This window comes from Streptomyces sp. NBC_00076, assembly GCF_045041235.1.
Classification (GTDB): Bacteria; Actinomycetota; Actinomycetes; order Streptomycetales; family Streptomycetaceae; genus Streptomyces.
In genome coordinates, this window is sequence record NZ_CP108242.1 from 2732677 (window position 1) to 2751970 (window position 19294).

Below are 19294 nucleotides of genomic sequence, written 5' to 3' on the forward strand. Positions count from 1 at the left end.
TTCGGAGGCATGGAGAACGTACTCCGCCCACTGATCGTGGTCGGCGGCTCGGTCCTGCTCACGCTGATCATCGGCTGGGCCACCGACCTGCTGCTGCGCAAGGCCGACGGACGACATCACGAGACCCCGATGTGGGGTCTGCTGCGTCGTGGCCGCATCCCCTACCAGCTCGTACTCTGCGCGGCTCTGCTGAGAGGGTCGTACGACGAGGCGCAGCTGTTGGAGCGGCACGAGGCCGCGACAGGGCGGGCGCTCACGCTGGTTCTCATCGGGGCCACCGCCTGGCTGGTGATCCGGATCACCGCCGCGGTCGTGGAGACGACCTACAGCCGCTACGCGCGCGCCCACCGCGACCCGGCCCGGGTCCGGCGCGTGCGGACCCAGGTGACGCTGATCATGCGCGTGGTCTCCGCGGTGGTCGGCGTGGTCGCGGCGGCGGCGATGCTGCTGACGTTCCCCGCGTTCCGCGCGGCCGGCGCCTCGCTGCTGGCCTCCGCCGGAATCCTCGGCATCGTCGCGGGTGTCGCCGCGCAGTCGACGCTCAGCAACATGTTCGCGGGGCTGCAGATCGCGTTCGGCGACATGGTGCGCATCGGTGACACGGTCGTGGTGGACGGCGAGTGGGGCACGGTCGAGGAGATCACGCTGACCTTCCTGACCGTGCGGACCTGGGACGAGCGGCGGATCACGATGCCCGTCTCGTACTTCACGTCCAAGCCGTTCGAGAACTGGTCGCGCGGGACCCCGCAGATGACCGGCATCGTGTACTGGCACCTCGACCACATGGCCCCCATGGAGGCGATGCGCGAGAAGCTGCGCGACATCCTGCGCGAGTGCCCGGCCTGGGACGGCCGCGCCTACGGCCTCGACGTCACGGACACCACTCCGAACACCATGCAGGTACGGGCCCTGGTGACCGCCAAGGACGCGGACGACATCTGGACGGTACGGGTCAAGGTCCGCGAAAGCATGATCCGCTGGCTCTCCGAGGAACACCCGTACGCCCTCCCCCGCGTCAACACGGCCGACGCGGCCGTTCCTCGCAGCCGAAGCAACGGCGGGCAGCCCCTCGACGGAGCGACCCCCTCCCGGGACGGCACAAACCACCGCCGCCTTCACGAAGCACCACGAACCGGACCTGGTCGCTGAACCTGTCCGCTTCAGCTCGGCCACCACGAACAGACCGAAGTCCGTCGAGCCCGGCGCCCTCACAAGTCGGCCCCGGGCTCGGCGGGTTCGGGCCGACGGGAACTGGTCCAGGCCCCTGAACCGGCCCCAGGCCGCTGAGTCCGGGACGGCCGCAGACGGGCCGGGAGCAGGTGGTGCGCGGGTGGTGTGCGGGTGGGAGACAGCACGGGGCCGGTCCCCCCACGGCGCCGCACCCCGACACTCACCTCAAGCTACGCACATCAAGATGCCGAAGCACCCGGTCCACCACCTCCGGATCCGCCCCGGGTTCACTCCGCGCCGCCAACACCTCGTGCCGCGCCGCACTCAGCATCTCCCCCTGGATCCGCCGCACCCGCTTGAGCCTGCGCACCCGCTGCACATGCGCCTCCCGCCGCTCCTCCTCCCCCAAGTCGGGACTGATCCGCACCCCGATCTCGAAGGCCCGCCGCACCATCTGCTCGGACAACTCCTCCGACAGCTCCTCCACCGCCTCGATCTCCCGGAGCCTGAGCTTCGCCGCCTTCGCCGCCCGAACCGCCAACGCCTTCTCGAACTCCTTCTCCCGATCCGTGTCGGCCCGCACCCCCAGCCGCTTCACGAGCCACGGCAACGTCAACCCCTGAAGCACCAGCGTCGCCATGATCACCCCGAACGCGATGAACACGATCTCGTCCCGGTCCGGAAACGGCGCGCCCTCATCCGTCTTCAACGGAATAGCCAGCGCCAACGCCACCGAGGCCACCCCCCGCATCCCCGACCACCACATGACGACGGTCTCCCGCCAACTCGTCGGGATCTCCTCGTCGTAGTCGCGCCGCGCGTGCAACCGCTTGGTCAGCCAGGTCGCCGGTATCAACCACAGCAGCCGCACGAACACGACCACCCCCACGACCGCCGCCGCCCACCCGAGCATCTCGGCCCACCGCCCGGACGCCGTCCTGATCGCGTTGTGCAACTCCAGCCCGATCAGCCCGAACGCCACGCCCGTGACCAGCGTGTCGACGATGTTCCAAAAGGTGTGCCCGGCCAGCCGAGTCAGCACATCGTCGGCGTCGGTCGCGTACTCGGCGAGGAACAACGCGGTCGTGAGCACGGCGAGCACCCCGGACCCGTGGAACTCCTCCGCCAGCACGTACGAGGCGTACGGCACCAGCAGCGTGAGCCCGATCTGCAGGGTGGCGTCGTCGAGCAGGTCCATCAACTTGTTGGCGCCCCAGCCCAGCGCCAGCCCGACCGCCACCGCGACGACGGCGGACAGCACCAGGTCGAGCCCGGCCTTCCACGGCGAGAACGCGCCGGTCACGGCCGCCGTGATCGCCACGTTGTACAGCACGATGGCCGTGACGTCGTTGAAGAGCCCCTCGCCCTCCAGAATGGACACCAACCGGCGTGGCAGCCCGAGTTGCCCGGCGACAGCGGTCGCGGCGATCGGGTCGGGCGGTGCCACCAGCGCGCCCAGCGCCACGGCGGCGGCGATCGGCAGCCCGGGCACGATCGTGTTCGCGACGACGGCCACGGTCACCGTGGTGACGAAGACCAGCGCCACGGCCAGCAGGAGGATGGGCCGTATGTTGGCCGTGAACTGCCGCCAGGACGTGCGTCGCACGGCGGCGTAGAGCAGCGACGGCAGCAGCGCGGGCAGGATGAGATCCGGCGGGATGCTGACGTTCGGCACGAATTCGAGCAGGGCGAGGACGATCCCGAAGAGCGTCATCAGCACCGGCGCCGGCAACCCGAGCCGGTCCCCCAGCGGGACGCTCACCACAGCCCCGAGCAACAACACGAACAACAGGGCCAACTGATCCACGGTCAGTGCTCCGGGGTGTCTCGACGTTCACACAGCGGACCTCGAACCTGCCACGCCACCGCGCTCACCTGCCCTTGCGGAACCTTCGGTCACAGAACGCGGCGCATGGCCCGGTGCGGGATCCCCGCGTCCGCGAACTCCGGGCCGTAGGACACGTATCCCAGCCGTTCGTAGAACCCCGTCGCGTGCGTCTGCGCGTGCAGATCCACAGCGGTGAGTCCACGGGCGCGGGCCGCTTCCTCGATGGCCCCGACGAGCGCCGCCCCGACCCCGAGTCCACGAGCGGCCTTCGTCACCGCGAGCCGTCCCAGCGACCCCACGGACAGATCTCCGTCGGTCGTCGCCGCGGCAGCCTCTCCGTGCAGCAGCCGCCCCGCGCCGAGCGGTACGCCGTCCTCCCGGACCGCCAGGACATGCACGGCGTCGGCGTCGTAGGCGTCGTACTCCAGGTCCTCGGGGACCCCCTGCTCACCCACGAAGACCTCCTTGCGCACCGCGAAGCACGCCTCCCGGTCCGCGAGGTCCTCGGCGACGCGCAGCGCGTACGACGTCGAGCTCATGCGTAAGTCTCCTCGCGAACCTGGTCCAGGGCCTGCTGCAGGTCGTCCGGGTAGCCGCACTCGAACTCCACCCACTGACCGTCCCCGGGGTGCTCGAAGCCGAGCCTGACGGCGTGCAGCCACTGGCGGGTCAGCCCCAGTCGCTTGGCGAGCGTGGGGTCGGCGCCGTACGTCAGGTCACCGACGCAGGGATGGCGGTGCGCGGCCATGTGGACGCGGATCTGGTGGGTGCGCCCGGTCTCCAGCTTCACGTCGAGCAGGGAGGCGGCGCGGAACGCCTCGATCAGGTCGTAGTGCGTGACCGAGGCCTTTCCTTCGGCGGTGACCGCCCACTTGTAGTCGTGGGTCGGATGACGGCCGATGGGCGCGTCGATGGTGCCGCTGGTCGGGTCGGGGTGGCCCTGGACGAGCGTGTGGTAACGCTTGTCGACCGTGCGCTCCTTGAACTGGCGCTTGAGCGAGGTGTACGCGTACTCCGACTTGGCCACGACCATCAGGCCGGAGGTGCCCACGTCCAGGCGATGCACGATGCCCTGGCGCTCGGCGGCGCCCGAGGTGGAGATGCGGTACCCGGCGGCGGCGAGCCCGCCGATCACGGTCGTCCCGGTCCAGCCCGGCGAGGGGTGCGCGGCTACACCGACCGGCTTGACGATCACGACCACGTCGTCGTCGTCGTGCACGATCTCCATGCCCTCGACCGGTTCGGCGACGATCTGCACGGGCGCGGGCGCCTGCGGCATCTCGACCTCCAGCCAGGCCCCGCCGTGCACCCGCTCGGACTTCCCGACCACCGACCCGTCGACCGTGACCTTCCCCGCGGCGGCGAGTTCGGCCGCCTTCGTCCGGGAGAAGCCGAACATGCGGGAGATGGCGGCGTCGACGCGCTCGCCCTCCAGGCCGTCGGGAACGGGCAGGGTACGGACCTCGGGAATGGTGCTCACCCGTCGAGTATGCCGGACGGGCCGGACCACCCCGTACGGAGCCTGTGGACAACCCCTCCCGGACCTACGGACTCAGTCCTTGTGGACGGTGCCGTCCGGGTCGAGCCCCCTGAACGAGAGCAGCACGATCAGGATGCCGCCGCACACGATCGCCGAGTCGGCGAGGTTGAAGACCGCGAAGTGCTTGGGCGCGATGAAGTCGACGACCGCGCCCTCGAACACGCCCGGCGAACGGAAGATCCGGTCGGTCAGGTTGCCGAGCGCGCCGCCGAGCAGCAGGCCGAGCGCGATCGCCCAGGGAAGGCTGTAGAGCTTGCGGGCGAGCCGGGCGATGACCACGATCACGGTCGCCGCGATCATCGTGAAGATCACGGTGAAGGCCTCGCCGAAACCGAAGGCCGCGCCCGCGTTGCGGATGGCCTCGAACCGCAGCCAGTCCCCGACGATCTCGATCGGCGCGTGGTGCTCCAGCTTGGCGACCACGATCATCTTGCTGATCAGGTCGAGGGCATAGGCGAACGCCGCGACCGCGAACAGGACGGCGATCCGCCGCTTGCCCCTGGGTCGCGCGCCCGCGTCCTGCCCCGCCGAACCGGAATCCGAACCGGAATCCGGACCGGACGACTGCTCCGGCTCGGCCCCAGCCCCCTCCGGGGAATCCGGCGTACCGATGATCCGCTCCGCCTCTGCCACGTGAGTCCCTCAACCTAGGTACCTGACTGAGGACGAGAGTACGGCACGCCCACCGGCACCCGGGTACTGGTCAGTACCGGCGTTCCTGCTTCTGCTTGCACTCGACGCACAGGGTGGCCCGCGAGAACGCCTGCATCCGTGCCTTGCCGATGGGGTTGCCGCAGTTCTCGCACAGGCCGTAGGTGCCCGCGTCGAGCCGTCCCAGGGCGCGCTCGGTCTGGATGAGCATCTCGCGCGCGTTGGCGGCGAGTGCCAACTCGTGCTCGCGCGTGATGTTCTTCGTGCCGGTGTCCGCCTGGTCGTCGCCGGCTCCGTCCCCCGAGTCCCGCATCAGGCCCACGAGGGACTCCTCGGAGGTGGTGATCTCGTTGCTCAGCCTCGTCGCCTCCGACTGCAGCTCGGCGCGTGCCTCCGCGACCTCTTCCGGGGTCCAGGGGTCCTCGCCGGGGCGCACCGCGAGCTCGCCGGGCTCCGCTGCGGCGACGCGCACGCGCGCCTTGGGTACGGCGGTCTGCGCCGCCGTGGCCGTGCCAGGGGTCTTCTTCGCAACCACGGTCGTGGCTCCCGTCTGCTCCGCGGCCTCGGCCGCGCCCGTCTTCTTGGACGTGCTCTTCCTGGCCGCAGTCGTCTTGGCTGCGCCCTTCTTCTGGGCGCTCTTCGTAGCAGCGCGTTTCATGGCCGCACCCCTCGCGGAGGAACCCTCCTTGGACGCACCCTTCGCGGAAGCGCTCTCTTCGGACGCACCCTTCGCGGAAGCACCCTCCTTGGACGCACCCTTCGAACCCGCGCTCCCTGAAGAGGCGCGTTTCGTGGAGGCACTCCCCGCAGACGCCTTCCCCGCAGACGCTCTCCTGGTCGAGGCGCCCTCCGTCCAGGCGCCCTCCGTAGACCCGCCTTTCCCGGCAGCACTCTTCTTCGCGGCCGTCTTCTTCCCAGCCGCCTTCTTGGCCACGGCTCTCCTCGCCACGGCCGCCTCGTCCCCCTCTGCTTCCCGGGCACCCGCGCCCTCGGCACCCGCCTTCCCGGCCGCCGCCTTCCTCCCGGCCGCCGTCTCGCCGCCCTCCCCCTCCTCGCCCCCTGGTCTCTCCGCCACCTCTTCCCCGACCGCCTTCTTGGGAGGAGCCCCCGTCGAAGCCGCAGCCGTCTTCCTGGAGGCAGTTTTCCCAGACGCCTTCTTCCCCGAGGCCGTCCTCCCCGAGCCCTTCTTCTCGGCAGCCTTGTCGACATCAGCCGTCGTCCCAGGGGTCTTCCTCCCCGGTGCCGCCTGATTCCCAGCCGCCTTCTTCGCGACAGCGCCCTCGGCGGCCTTGCCCCCCACCCCCGTCCCCGTCCCCCCGGCGGCCGCCTCGTTCGCGACGGCGTCCTTCACCGCGGTACCCACTGCCGGACTCACCGCCGTATGCACCGTCTGCACAGCCTTGCTCTCCCGCTCGGCCGCACCCCCCTGCACGCTCTTCATCCCGCCGACGCCCCTGGCCGCACCGCCGGAGGCACCCGGGGACCCGGGCGCCGACTGCTGTACGGCGGTCTTCTTCGCCACCATGGCCGCGGCCCCTTCACATATTGTGATCTTGCACGTGAATCGTGCTGGGACGATAAATCGACTTCAGCCCCGCGGCAACGGGGCAAACCGCCCGAATCACCACCTCGCGGAAGCCGTGCGGCAAACCTGCATGCGTTGTGCCCAGCTCCCCGCCGGGTAATCCGCCGGGCGGGCCGTCCCAGGATCCGAACCAAGGCACCTCGCCATTCGGGTCACGCCGGGCGCCGCCGAGCCCCGCAGCCCGGCGCCGGAAAACCGGTCGGCCGCTGTCCTCGCGGCGCCGTACACTGGGCGGAGCGAAAAGCGTGGATGGGGACGAGTAGCGGCGTACGCAGCCCAGAGCGACCCGGGGACGGTGGAAGCCCGGGGGCGAGCGCGACGTGAAGATCACCCCGGAGTCGCCGGAAGAAAGCCGCAGAGACCCACCAGCGGCGAGTAGAACCGGCATCGCGACCCCAATGAGGGGGCTCACCGGCGTGCAAGGCGCACCGGAGAGCCAAGGAGGGTGGTACCGCGGGAGCGCGCCGAAAGCGGCGCAGGAATGACACAGCTCTCGTCCCTCCGGACGGAAGGCAGCAAGTCCGCCGGAGGAAGCTCGCTGATGACAACGCCGACGTACCGCCAGGTGCCCGCCCAGGTCGACCTGCCCGCGCTCGAGCACGCGGTGCTCGACTTCTGGCGCGAGCAGAAGATCTTCGCCAAGACCCTGGACCAGTCCGAGGGCCGCCCCGAGTGGGTGTTCTACGAGGGCCCGCCCACCGCCAACGGCATGCCGGGCGCCCACCACATCGAGGCACGCGTCTTCAAGGACGTCTTCCCCCGCTTCCGCACCATGCGCGGCTACCACGTGGCCCGCAAGGCCGGCTGGGACTGCCACGGTCTGCCCGTCGAGCTGGCGGTGGAGAAGGAGCTCGGCTTCAGCGGCAAGCAGGACATCGAGGCGTACGGCATCGCCGAGTTCAACGCCAAGTGCCGCGAGTCCGTGACCCGCCACACCGACGCGTTCGCCGAGCTGACGACCCGCATGGGGTACTGGACCGACCTCGACGGCGCCTACCGCACGATGGACCCGGCGTACATCGAGTCGGTGTGGTGGTCGCTCAAGGAGATCTTCGACAAGGGCCTGCTGGTCCAGGACCACCGCGTCGCCCCCTGGTGCCCGCGCTGCGGCACCGGCCTGTCGGACCACGAGCTGGCGCAGGGCTACGAGACGGTCGTGGACCCGTCCGTGTACGTCCGCTTCCCGCTCACCTCCGGCCCGCTCGCCGGCGAGGCCTCGCTCCTGGTCTGGACGACGACCCCCTGGACGCTGGTGTCCAACACGGCAGTCGCCGCGCACCCCGAGGTCACCTACGTGGTCGCGACGAAGAGCGCAGAGGGCACAGAGGGCACAGAGAAGCTGGTCGTCGCCGAGCCGCTCGTCGGCAAGGCGCTCGGCGAGGGCTGGGAGACCACCGGCCAGACCTTCACCGGCGCCGAGATGGAGCGCTGGACGTATCAACGCCCGTTCGAGCTCGTGGAGTTCCCGGAGCCCGCGCACTACGTGGTGAACGCCGAGTACGTCACGACCGAGGACGGTACCGGCCTGGTCCACCAGTCCCCCGCCTTCGGTGAGGACGACCTCAAGGTGTGCCGCGCCTACGGCCTGCCGGTCGTGAACCCGGTCCGCCCGGACGGCACCTTCGAGGAGGAGGTCCCCCTGGTCGGCGGCGTCTTCTTCAAGAAGGCGGACGAACGGCTCACCGAGGACCTCCAGCAGCGCGGCCTCCTCTTCAAGCACATCCCGTACGAGCACAGCTACCCGCACTGCTGGCGCTGCCACACCGCGCTCCTCTACTACGCGCAGCCGTCCTGGTACATCCGCACCACCGCCATCAAGGACCGTCTCCTCCAGGAGAACGCGAACACCAACTGGTTCCCGGACACGGTCAAGGACGGCCGGTACGGCGACTGGCTGAACAACAACATCGACTGGGCGCTGTCCCGCAACCGCTACTGGGGCACCCCGCTGCCGATCTGGCGCTGCGAGGACGACCACCTCACCGTCGCCGGCTCCCGCGCGGAACTCACCGAGCTGACGGGCACCGACCAGTCGAACCTCGACCCGCACCGCCCGTACATCGACGACGTCACCTTCGCCTGCCCGCAGTGCGAGAAGACCGCCACGCGCGTGCCGGAGGTCATCGACGCCTGGTACGACTCGGGTTCGATGCCGTTCGCGCAGTGGGGCTACCCGCACAAGAACAAGGAACTGTTCGAGGCGCGCTACCCGGCGCAGTTCATCAGCGAGGCCATCGACCAGACCCGCGGCTGGTTCTACACGCTGATGGCTGTCGGCACGCTGGTCTTCGACAAGTCGTCGTACGAGAACGTGGTCTGTCTGGGCCACATCCTCGCCGAGGACGGGCGCAAGATGTCCAAGCACCTGGGCAACACCCTTGAGCCGATCCCGCTGATGGACCAGCACGGCGCGGACGCGGTCCGCTGGTTCATGGCGGCCGGCGGCTCCCCGTGGGCGGCCCGCCGCGTCGGCCACGGCACGATCCAGGAGGTCGTCCGCAAGACCCTCCTGACGTACTGGAACACGGTCGCCTTCCAGGCCCTGTACGCGCGCACGTCCGACTGGGCGCCCAGCGAGGCGGACCCGGCCCCGGCCGACCGCCCGCTGCTGGACCGCTGGCTGCTGTCCGAGCTGCACGCCCTCACCGACCAGGTCACCCAGTCCCTGGAGGCCTACGACACCCAGCGCGCCGGCAAGCTGCTCTCGGCGTTCGTCGACGACCTGTCCAACTGGTACGTACGCCGCTCCCGTCGCCGCTTCTGGCAGGGCGACAAGGCCGCGCTGCGCACGCTGCACGAGGTCGTGGAGACGGTCACCAGGCTGATGGCCCCGCTGACTCCGTTCATCACCGAGCGGGTCTGGCAGGACCTGGTGGTCCCGGTCACCCCGGGCGCCTCGGAGTCGGTGCATCTGACGTCATGGCCGGAGGCGGACCTGACGGCGATCGACCCGGAGCTGTCCCAGCAGATGCTCCTGGTGCGGCGCCTGGTGGAACTCGGCCGCGCCACCCGCGCGGAGTCGGGCGTGAAGACGCGTCAGCCGCTGAGGCGGGCGCTGATCGCGGCGACGGGCTTCGACGCTCTGAACCCGCAGCTGCACACGCAGATCACCGAGGAGCTGAACGTCGAGGCGCTGGCGTCCCTGAGCGAGGTCGGCGGCAGCCTGGTCGACACCACGGCCAAGGCCAACTTCCGTGCCCTGGGCAAGCGGTTCGGCAAGCGCGTCCAGGACGTGGCGAAGGCCATCGCGAACGCGGACGCGGCGGCACTGTCGCTGGCGCTGCGCGCGGGCACCGCGTCGGTGGAGGTCGACGGCGAGACGGTCACCCTGGCTCCCGACGAGGTGATCATCACGGAGACCCCGCGCGAGGGCTGGTCGGTGGCGTCCGACTCGGGTGCGACGGTCGCACTGGACCTGGAGATCACGGAGGAACTGCGGCAGGCGGGCCTGGCCCGTGACGCGATCCGCCTGATCCAGGAGGCCCGCAAGAACAGCGGCCTGGACGTGGCCGACCGCATCGCCCTGCGCTGGACGGCGACGGACCCGGCGGTGATCGTGGCCCTGACCGAGCACGCCGGCCTGATCGCCGACGAGGTCCTCGGTACGGACTTCGCCCAGGGCGAGGCGGACGACAGCTACGGCACTCCGTTCACGGACGAAGGCCTCACACTGACGTTCCGCCTGCGCAAGGCGTAAGCCGAACGCACAAGGGCCCGGTCTCCCGTCTCGGGGAGGCCGGGCCCTTGTGACGTTCAACGCCGCCAGGACACGCAAAAGGGCGGGGCCCCGGATCGAAATCCGGGGCCCCGCCCTGAACGCTTCCGACATCTACGTCGTACTACCAACCGTCAGTTGTCCACCAACATCAGTTGTCGTCCTCGTCGATCAGGAAGCCACGCATCGGCGAGGGAGCCTGCCCCATCGACGACGGGCCCTGCGGCCGTACCGGCGCCATCGGCTGGGTCATGGCCGGGGACATCTGCTGCTGACCGCCGTAGGACGGAGGAGCAGGCGACGGCCCGCCGCCCATCGACTGGTTGCCACCGTACGACGGGGCGCTCGCACCGGCCGGCGCCATCGACGGCGCCGGGGACGGCGGCAGCGACGCGGCAGCCGGAGCACGCGGCGGGGCCAGCGAGTCGTCGGCCTGAGTCTCCAGCTGACGCAGCTGCGACTCCAGGTACGACTTCAGGCGCGTGCGGTACTCGCGCTCGAAGCCACGCAGGTCCTCGACCTTGCGCTCCAGCGTGGCGCGGGCGGACTCCAGGGAGCCCATCGCGACGCGGTGCTTCTCCTGCGCGTCCCGCTCCAGGGCATCGGCCTTGGCACGGGCGTCACGCTCAAGACCCTCGGCACGCGAACGCGCCTCGCCGACGATCTTGTTGGCCTCGGAACGCGCCTCGGCGATCGCCTGGTCGGCGGTCTGCTGGGCGAGCGAGAGGACACGGGCGGCGCTGTCGCCACCAGGGCCCTGACCGGGGCCGCCCATAGGACCGCCCATGGGGCCACCCATCGGGCCACCCATCTGCTGCTGCATGGGGGGCTGGCCACCCATCGGGCCCTGACCCATGGGCCCCTGGCCCATCGGACCGGGACCCTGCGGGCCGCCCTGGCCACCGGGGCCGGCGGGCAGCTGCGGCGCACCGCTCGGCAGCTGGGGCGGGCCACCCATGGGGCCACCCATCTGCTGCTGCGGCGGGCCAGATATGCCGGCTGGCACCGGAGCGCCGGGACCGCGCATTCCCTGCTGAGGCATACCCTGCTGAGGCATTCCCTGCTGGGGCGGCATGCCCTGTTGCTGCTGTTGCTGCTGGTCCTGCGGCGGTTCCGGAGGCTTGCGCATGTTCTGCTGGTTCTGGGCAGCAGCGCGCGTGGCCGCGGCCAACTTGGCGCGCAGGTCCTCGTTCTCGCGAAGCAGTCGGGTCAGTTCGGCTTCAACCTCGTCGAGGAAGGCATCGACCTCGTCCTCGTCATAGCCTTCTCGGAGGCGGACGGTCGTGAACTGCTTGTTCCGCACGTCCTCGGGGGTCAACGGCATCTCTTCACCTCAACGTAGTCGTCGGCATTCGGCAAGACCGTATCGTTCACAGCCGGCTCACGACGGAGATCAGGATGTAGACGATGATCATCAGTACGAAGAAGGACAGGTCGAGCGCCACGCCCCCGAGACGCAACGGCGGGATGACCCGCCGTAGAAGCTTGAGCGGTGGATCAGTGACAGTGTAAGTGGCCTCCAGAACGACCACCATCGCCTTGCCGGGCTGCCACGAGCGGGCGAACTGGAAGACGTAGTCCATGACCAACCGGAAGATGAGCACGATGAGGAAGCACATCAGCGCGATGTAGACGACATCCAGGACCACGCTCATTACTGGTGCTTCCCTCTCCCCTGTTTCCGTGCTGCTGGGTACTGCTTGTCCCGCTGTTTCCGGTCGTGCGTCTCAGCTCTGGTTGAAGAACCCGCCCTCTGCGATGCGGGCCTTGTCCTCCGCCGTGACATCGACGTTAGCAGGCGACAACAGGAACACCTTCTGCGTCACCCGCTCGATGCTGCCGTGAAGACCAAACACCAAACCGGCCGCAAAGTCGACAAGTCGCTTGGCGTCGGTGTCGTCCATCTCGGTCAGATTCATGATCACCGGGGTGCCCTCACGGAAGTGTTCCCCGATGGTACGGGCCTCGTTGTAGGTTCGAGGGTGAAGTGTGGTGATCCGGTAAGGCTCTCGTTCCGACACGACCTTGGGCATGATCACCGGTGCGTTCTTCTCCAGACTTGCGCGTTCTTGTGTGATGGATGCCACGGGCGCGATGCGCGCCGGCCGCCCGGATTCCGCGGCGAGCGAAGCGGATCGGGGCACCGGCTCGCGCGGCACCGAAGGCTGTACGACTCGTACCGATTCGTCCCTTTCAGACTGAAGCGCCTGGTGGGACTGGTGCGAGCCGTGCGACTGGTGTGACGGCTCATGCCGTCGACGGTCCCGCTCGGGCTCCGGGTCCAGTTCGGGTTCGAAGTCGTCATCGGGGTCAAAACCGCGGCCGTCGTACCCATCGTCCTCCACGAGGCCGAGGTAGACCGCCATCTTGCGCATCGCGCCGGCCATTGCTCTGAGTCCTCCGCTCTGTGGTGGATCGACTGACTGCTGCCAAGTGCCCGCGATCCACGAGGTCGTTATGCCCGCTTTTAAGCGGTAATGACCATATTTTCGGCTGTGGTCCGACTTCCTGGCGACGTTACCCGAGCCTGGGGCGGACTCCGAGTACCGAGGTGCCAACGCGTACATGTGTCGCTCCGGCCGCCACGGCCTGCTCGAGGTCCGCACTCATCCCTGCCGAGACCATGGTGGCAGTCGGATGGCCTCGGCGCAGGTCAGTCGACAAATCCATCAACCGCTCGAACGCCGCCTGTTGACGCCCCGCATACTCGCCGGTGAGCGGCGCGACGGTCATCAGTCCGTCCAGCCGCAGACCCGGAGCCTCGGCGATGAGGCCGGCCAACTCCTCGATCCCGCCCGGCGCCACACCACCTCGCTCCCCCCGCTCATTCTCGCCCGCGTCGAGGGCGACCTGGATCAGGCAGCCCACCTCGCGCTCGGTCCGTACGGCCTCCTTGGACAGGGCCGTCACCAACTTGGAACGATCGACGGACTGCACAAGATCCGCGTAGCCGACCACGGATCGCACTTTGTTGGTCTGCAACTGGCCGACAAAATGCCAGGAAAGCGGCAGATCCGTACACGCGGCGGCCTTTGGGGCCGCGTCCTGGTCACGGTTCTCGGCCACGTGCCGCACGCCGAGTTCCGACAGCATCCGCACGTCGCTCGCGGGATACGTCTTGGTGACCACGATCAAGGTCACCTCCGCGCGCTCTCGCCCGGCGGCCGCGCACGCTGAGCCGATGCGCTCCTCCACGTTCGCCAGATTCGCGGCGAGTTCGTCCTTACGTTCCGTCATGCCCCATCAGTCCAGCCAGACATAGCTCGCGAGCCGTCCCGTGGTCCGGTCGCGGCGATACGAGAAGTGGTCCCCCGACTCCAGCGTGCACACCGGCGACTGCTCCCGGTCGCGCACCCCGAGCCGTTCGAGTTGCGCATGCACTCCGGCGGCCACGTCGACCGCCGGAGTGCCCCAGCTCGTCCGGGCGTGCGCCGTCGGTTCGACGGCGGCGACCTCGGCGCGCATCTCCTCCGGCACTTCATAGCACCGGCCGCAGACGGCGGGTCCGGTGCGGGCGACGATCCGGGACGGTTCGGCGCCGATTTCGATCATGGCCCGGACGGCTGCCGGGACGACCCCTGCGACCATCCCGGGCCGCCCCGCGTGAACGGCGGCGACCACCTGGGCGACCGGGTCGGCGAGCAGGACGGGTGTGCAGTCCGCGGTGAGCACGGCGAGGGCCACTCCGCGCCGGGCGGTGACGACCGCGTCGACCGCGGGGACCGCGGAAGCGGAGCCCCCGGGTCCGTCGACCACGAGGACGTCCGACCCGTGCACCTGATTCATCCAGACCACCTGGGCGGGTTCGAGGCCGAGGGACTTGGCTGCCAGTTCACGGTTGGTCCGTACGGCGTCGGGGCCGTCGCCGACCGCCCCACCGAGGTTGAGCTCCTCGTACGGAACGGCGCTCACCCCGCCCCACCTGTCGGTGAAGGCGAAGTGCGCGCCGCTCACGGTGTCGCGCTGTCTTATCACGTCAGGAGAATCACTTGAGGAAGTCCGGTACGTCCAGTTCCTCGGCCGCGCTGTCCGTGTAGGACCGCGACGGCGGAACCGGCGGGGAGACCTGGATGTCGGCCACGGGCTCCGGAGCGGACTCCTGCTCCTCCTTCGGCGTGACGCTGCCGAGCGAGCCGAAGGTCGGACGGCTCTCGGGCTGTCGTACCGGAGTGGGCTCCTCGCGGCGGGCCGAGGACGACGAGGATGTCGAACCCAGGACGTTTTCCCGGCGGGCCGGCGGCTGGCCGCCGTCGAAGCCGGCCGCGATCACGGTGACCCGCACCTCGTCGCCGAGGGCGTCGTCGATGACCGCGCCGAAGATGATGTTGGCCTCGGGGTGAGCGGCCTCGCTGACCAGCTGGGCGGCCTCGTTGATCTCGAAGAGACCGAGGTCGGATCCGCCGGAGATGGAGAGCAGCACGCCCCGGGCGCCGTCGATGGAGGCCTCGAGCAGTGGCGAGGAGATCGCCATCTCGGCCGCCGCCACGGCGCGGTCGTCGCCGCGGGCCGAGCCGATGCCCATGAGGGCCGAACCCGCCTCGGACATGACCGACTTCACGTCGGCGAAGTCGAGGTTGATCAGACCGGGGGTGGTGATGAGGTCAGTGATGCCCTGAACACCGGAGAGCAGGACCTGGTCCGCCGACTTGAACGCGTCGAGGACGGAGACCTGGCGGTCCGAGATGGACAGCAGCCGGTCGTTCGGGATGACGATGAGGGTGTCGACCTCTTCGCGGAGTTCGGCGATGCCGTCCTCGGCCTGGTTCGCGCGACGCCGTCCCTCGAAGGTGAACGGGCGCGTGACCACGCCGATGGTGAGGGCGCCGAGCGTGCGGGCGATGTTGGCTACGACGGGCGCGCCGCCGGTGCCTGTGCCACCGCCTTCACCGGCCGTCACGAAGACCATGTCGGCCCCCTTGAGGACCTCCTCGATCTCCTCGCGGTGGTCCTCGGCGGCCTTGCGGCCGACGGCCGGGTTGGCTCCGGCGCCGAGTCCGCGGGTGAGTTCACGGCCGACGTCGAGCTTGACGTCGGCGTCGCTCATCAACAGCGCCTGTGCGTCGGTGTTGATGGCGATGAACTCGACACCCTTGAGACCGACTTCGATCATCCGGTTGATGGCATTGACACCACCGCCGCCGACACCGATGACCTTGATGACTGCGAGGTAGTTCTGCGGTGCTGCCACGTCGAAGGCCTCTCGCCTCGAATTACGTTGCCGCCGCCTCACGGGTGTGAACCCGCGGTCCGACGACAGATGCCGAATGGGACGGTCCATAACGCCGACCCGAACCCTAACGCTGAAGTTTAGGGTTACCAGTGTGTCTGTTCCCTGGAGTCTTCTGAACAGGACACTAAGTCGACAAGTGGCGCACGTTCAACGAACACGCCGAACCTCCCGTTTTTCTTTTCACCCTATGTGATCAGGCGTAGCACTGCCCAACCAGGGTGCTGGCCTGCGCGGATGTGCGTCAATTCCCTGATGACGCAGGCGCGGTGGGGACGCTGACATCGAAGTGCCGCGCGCCGGGGGTGGCTTTCATGAGAGCTGTGAGCGTACGGGCCTTGGCGGCACCCTTCTCGCCGCTACCCCACGCGACGGTGCGACCGCCTCCCAGGTCCAGCGAGATGTCGTCGTACGAAAGCACCTTGACGGTTCGGGTGTCACGGGCGACGGCGGCCGGAAGGGCGCCGGCGACCTGGACCGCCTCGCGCACCAGCCGGTCCTCGCCGAAGCGGCGCAGGCTCGCGGTGCGCGAACCCGGCTGCGAGAGCGTCAATTCCAGTACGGGGACGCCATTCGGCGCCCGCGAAACCGTAGCGAATCGGACACCTTCATCGTCCACTTCAATGAAGTTTCGACCCTTTTGGACAAGGAGAACCGGAGTACGCTCAGTCACGTCCAGTCCGATTTCATGGGGCCAGGAACGCACTACCTCAACCGAGTCAATTCGGGGCAATCTTCGGCGCAGTCGTGTCTCAATCGCCTCAGTGTCGACGGAAATCAGCGGCGCCCCGACCGGCACGTCGGCCGCCTTACGCACCTGCGCGGGCGTCAGGACCCGGGTCCCGGAGACGGACACCTCTTCCGCCCGCAGCCACTGCGAGCCGTACAACAGCCAGACAGTGCCCGCGCCGAGGAGAACCAGCGCGACGGCGAGAATGATGATCACACGAAGGGGGGGTGGTGTGAACCTCCGGGTGGGCGGCGGGCCGGACGACTTCTGCTGGCGTTCTCCGCGCTCGGCGGTCGTCGATCCGGCCACGCTCCCTGCCTTCCCTCATACGTGCCTAGCGGTGTGCACGACTCGCGGCGATCGCCTCGTACACCATGCCGACGAGCAGGTCGTCGGCGTCCCGGCGGCCGAACTCGGCGGCGGCGCGGGACATCTGGTACAGCCGGTGCGGGTCGGCGAGCACGGGCAGGACATTCTGCTGGACCCACTGGGGGGTCAGTTCCGCGTCGTCGACCAGCAGTCCGCCGCCGGCCTTGACCACCGGCTGGGCGTTCAGCCGCTGTTCGCCGTTGCCGATGGGCAGCGGGACATAGGCGGCCGGGAGTCCGACGGCGGAGAGCTCGGCGACGGTCATCGCGCCCGCGCGGCACAGCATCATGTCGGCCGCGGCGTACGCGAGGTCCATCCGGTCCACGTACGGTACCGGGATGTACGGGGGCATCCCCGGCATCTGCTGCACGTGCGGCAGTTCGTTCTTCGGGCCGACCGCGTGCAGGACCTGGATCCCGGCCTGCTGGAGCCAGGGCGCGACCTGCTGGACCACCTCGTTGAGCCGACGGGCGCCCTGCGAACCACCCGAGACCAGCAGCGTCGGCAGGTTCGGGTCGAGCCCGAAGGCGGCCCGGGCTTCGGGGCGTACGGCCGCTCGGTCGAGGGTGGCGATGGCCCGGCGCAGCGGGATGCCGATGTAACGGGCGTCCCGCAGCTTGCTGTCCGGGGTGGAGACGGCGACCTTGGCGGCGTACCGGGAGCCGATCTTGTTGGCGAGGCCGGGCCGGGCGTTCGCCTCGTGGATGATGATCGGCACGCCCAGACGCTTCGCGGCGAGATAGCCGGGCAGCGCCACGTAGCCGCCGAAGCCGACGACGGCGTCCGCCCTGGTGCGCTCCAGGATCTGCTCGGCGGCCTTGATCGTGCCGCGCAGCCGGCCCGGGACGGTGATCAGCTCAGGGGTGGGCCTGCGTGGCAGCGGTACCGCGGGGATCAGCGCGAGGTCGTAGCCCCGCTCCGGTACGAGCCGGGTCTCCAGGCCGCGCTCCGTGCCCAGGGCCGTGATCCCCACGGTCGGGTCCTGCCTGCGCAGGGCGTCCGCGAGGGCGAGCGCGGGCTCGATGTGGCCGGCGGTCCCCCCACCGGCGAGTACGACATGCACCGAAATTCACCGCTCTCCGGACGAGCGCGCCGCCGAGGCACGCCGTCGCATCGTGTTCCATCTCCGGGGCCCCCGCACAGGGCCCCCCGCGCGCTTTCTGCCAAAGCGGGTCTGCCGCATGGAAAGCGCCATCCGCGCAGCGGGGTCCTCACGCGCGAAGGCGATCAGGAGCCCGATGGCGAACATGGTCGGCAGCAGGGCGGAACCCCCGTAGGAGAACAGCGGGAGGGGGACACCGGCGATCGGCAGCAGGCCGAGCACCGCACCGATGTTGATCACCGCCTGCGCGATGATCCAGGTGGTCACACCTCCCGCGGCATACCTCACGAAGGGGTCCTCCGTGCGTCCGGCCACGCGGATACCCGCATAGCCTAGAGCCGCGAAGAGGGCGAGCACGGACAGCGTCCCCGCGAGGCCCAGTTCCTCACCGGTCACGGCGAAAATGAAGTCCGTGTGCGCTTCCGGGAGTTGACCCCATTTCTCCACACTCGCACCGAGCCCGGACCCGAAGAGTCCGCCGCTGGCCAGGGCGTAGATGCCGTGCACGGCCTGCCAGCAGTCGGCCACTCCGGACTTCGGCTCGGTGGCTCCGATGCACTGGAGGCGGGCCATCCGGTTGGGGCTGGTCTTGATGAGGATCACACCCAACGTGGCGGCGACCGACAGCACGCCGACGAACAGCCGGGTCGGAGCGCCCGCCAGCCACAGCACACCGAACAGGATCGCGGTCAGGATGATCGCCGTACCCATGTCGCCGCCGAGCATGATCAGTCCGAGCAGCATGAAGGCGACCGGCACGAGCGGCACCAGCATGTGCTTCCACTGGGCCAGCAGCTTCCTGTCCTGCTTGCGGGCCATCAGGTCGGCGCCCCACAGCACCAGCGCCAGCTTGCCGAACTCGCTGGGCTGGATCTGGAAGGAGCCGCCGAGCGAGATCCAGTTCTGGTTGCCGTTGACCGACATCCCTATCCCCGGCACCTGCACCAGGGCCATCAGGAAGACGGCGCCCGCCAGGATCGGGTAGGCGAGCGCCCGGTGCAGCTTCACCGGCATCCGGGAGGCGATCAGCAGCAGCACACCGCCTATGACGGCCGCGAGGAGTTGCTTGCGGAAGAAGTAGGAGCCCGGCAGGGACATCTGCAGCGCTGTGATCTGGGAGGCCGAGTAGACCATCACCAGACCGAGCACGATGATCAGCAGACTGCCCCCGAGGATCAGGTAGTACGCGGTGAGCGGCCGGTCCCAGGCGCGGCGGGCCCGCGTGTACAGACGGAGGAACGGGTTCTCGCGCACCGTCCGGGGGGCGACGGGCCGCGCCACCCGCCGCTGCACGGACGGCCGTCCGGTACGGCTACCGGACATCGGCGTCCTTGCTGTACGTCGGCCACGTGTGCGTGGCCGGGTTCGCGAGTCCCA

At 69.4% G+C, this 19294-nt stretch carries 17 protein-coding genes; 3 read left to right on the top strand and 14 right to left on the bottom strand.

The genetic code is table 11. The annotated features are described in order from the left end of the window. Positions 1-9 precede the first annotated feature (9 nt). Positions 10-1149: a mechanosensitive ion channel family protein gene (locus tag OHA64_RS12500; protein ID WP_405612172.1), complete on the top strand. Its 1140-nt coding sequence runs from the start codon at positions 10-12 to the stop codon at positions 1147-1149. Positions 1150-1390: 241 nt separating this feature from the next. Here the strand turns inward: OHA64_RS12500 and OHA64_RS12505 are convergent, their stop codons facing one another. From OHA64_RS12505 to OHA64_RS12525, 5 genes are all read right to left on the bottom strand, one after another. Next, positions 1391-2977, bottom strand: coding sequence for a Na+/H+ antiporter (locus tag OHA64_RS12505; protein ID WP_405612174.1), 1587 nt, complete (start codon positions 2975-2977; stop codon positions 1391-1393). Between the two features lie 89 nt (positions 2978-3066). Then, a complete protein-coding gene (locus tag OHA64_RS12510; RefSeq protein ID WP_405612176.1) occupies positions 3067-3537 on the bottom strand; it encodes a GNAT family N-acetyltransferase in 471 nt (156 codons plus the stop codon). Further along, entirely contained in the window at positions 3534-4478 is a 945-nt protein-coding gene (locus OHA64_RS12515; RefSeq protein WP_405612178.1) for an RluA family pseudouridine synthase, read from the bottom strand. Before OHA64_RS12515 ends, OHA64_RS12510 begins: the two co-directional genes overlap by 4 nt. A gap of 72 nt (positions 4479-4550) precedes the next feature. Next, positions 4551-5171: a signal peptidase II gene (gene lspA / locus OHA64_RS12520; protein ID WP_405612180.1), complete on the bottom strand. Its 621-nt coding sequence runs from the start codon at positions 5169-5171 to the stop codon at positions 4551-4553. 70 nt (positions 5172-5241) lie between these two features. Then, positions 5242-5847, bottom strand: a complete 606-nt coding sequence (locus OHA64_RS12525; protein WP_405612182.1) for a TraR/DksA C4-type zinc finger protein — start codon at positions 5845-5847, stop codon at positions 5242-5244. On the opposite strand from OHA64_RS12525, the gene OHA64_RS12530 reads away from it, so the two are divergent. Together OHA64_RS12530 and ileS are read left to right on the top strand one after the other, a co-directional pair. Next, on the top strand, positions 5846-6439 hold the full coding sequence (locus OHA64_RS12530; protein WP_405612184.1) for a hypothetical protein: 594 nt from the start codon (positions 5846-5848) through the stop codon (positions 6437-6439). The genes OHA64_RS12525 and OHA64_RS12530 overlap by 2 nt on opposite strands. 876 nt (positions 6440-7315) lie before the next feature. Further along, entirely contained in the window at positions 7316-10471 is a 3156-nt protein-coding gene (gene ileS, locus OHA64_RS12535; protein ID WP_405612186.1) for an isoleucine--tRNA ligase, read from the top strand. Between the two features lie 169 nt (positions 10472-10640). Here the strand turns inward: ileS and OHA64_RS12540 are convergent, their stop codons facing one another. The 9 genes from OHA64_RS12540 to ftsW all read right to left on the bottom strand — a co-directional run bounded on the left by OHA64_RS12540 (position 10641) and on the right by ftsW (position 19240). After that, positions 10641-11813: a DivIVA domain-containing protein gene (locus OHA64_RS12540; protein ID WP_405612188.1), complete on the bottom strand. Its 1173-nt coding sequence runs from the start codon at positions 11811-11813 to the stop codon at positions 10641-10643. A 46-nt stretch (positions 11814-11859) separates the two neighbouring features. After that, positions 11860-12144 (bottom strand): YggT family protein, encoded by a 285-nt coding sequence (locus OHA64_RS12545; protein ID WP_362662074.1) that lies wholly within the window; start codon positions 12142-12144, stop codon positions 11860-11862. A 72-nt stretch (positions 12145-12216) separates the two neighbouring features. After that, positions 12217-12876 (bottom strand): cell division protein SepF, encoded by a 660-nt coding sequence (locus OHA64_RS12550; protein ID WP_405612191.1) that lies wholly within the window; start codon positions 12874-12876, stop codon positions 12217-12219. A gap of 130 nt (positions 12877-13006) precedes the next feature. After that, positions 13007-13726, bottom strand: coding sequence for a YggS family pyridoxal phosphate-dependent enzyme (locus tag OHA64_RS12555; RefSeq protein WP_405612193.1), 720 nt, complete (start codon positions 13724-13726; stop codon positions 13007-13009). Between the two features lie 6 nt (positions 13727-13732). Beyond that, a complete protein-coding gene (pgeF, locus tag OHA64_RS12560; protein ID WP_405612195.1) occupies positions 13733-14464 on the bottom strand; it encodes a peptidoglycan editing factor PgeF in 732 nt (243 codons plus the stop codon). A gap of 10 nt (positions 14465-14474) precedes the next feature. Beyond that, positions 14475-15677: a cell division protein FtsZ gene (ftsZ, locus tag OHA64_RS12565; protein WP_405612197.1), complete on the bottom strand. Its 1203-nt coding sequence runs from the start codon at positions 15675-15677 to the stop codon at positions 14475-14477. A 283-nt stretch (positions 15678-15960) separates the two neighbouring features. Next, positions 15961-16755, bottom strand: a complete 795-nt coding sequence (locus tag OHA64_RS12570; protein WP_405612199.1) for a cell division protein FtsQ/DivIB — start codon at positions 16753-16755, stop codon at positions 15961-15963. Positions 16756-16780: 25 nt separating this feature from the next. Next, positions 16781-17878, bottom strand: a complete 1098-nt coding sequence (gene murG / locus OHA64_RS12575; RefSeq protein ID WP_405612201.1) for an undecaprenyldiphospho-muramoylpentapeptide beta-N-acetylglucosaminyltransferase — start codon at positions 17876-17878, stop codon at positions 16781-16783. A 6-nt stretch (positions 17879-17884) separates the two neighbouring features. Next, on the bottom strand, positions 17885-19240 hold the full coding sequence (ftsW, locus tag OHA64_RS12580; RefSeq protein WP_405612203.1) for a putative lipid II flippase FtsW: 1356 nt from the start codon (positions 19238-19240) through the stop codon (positions 17885-17887). Positions 19241-19294 lie beyond the last annotated feature (54 nt).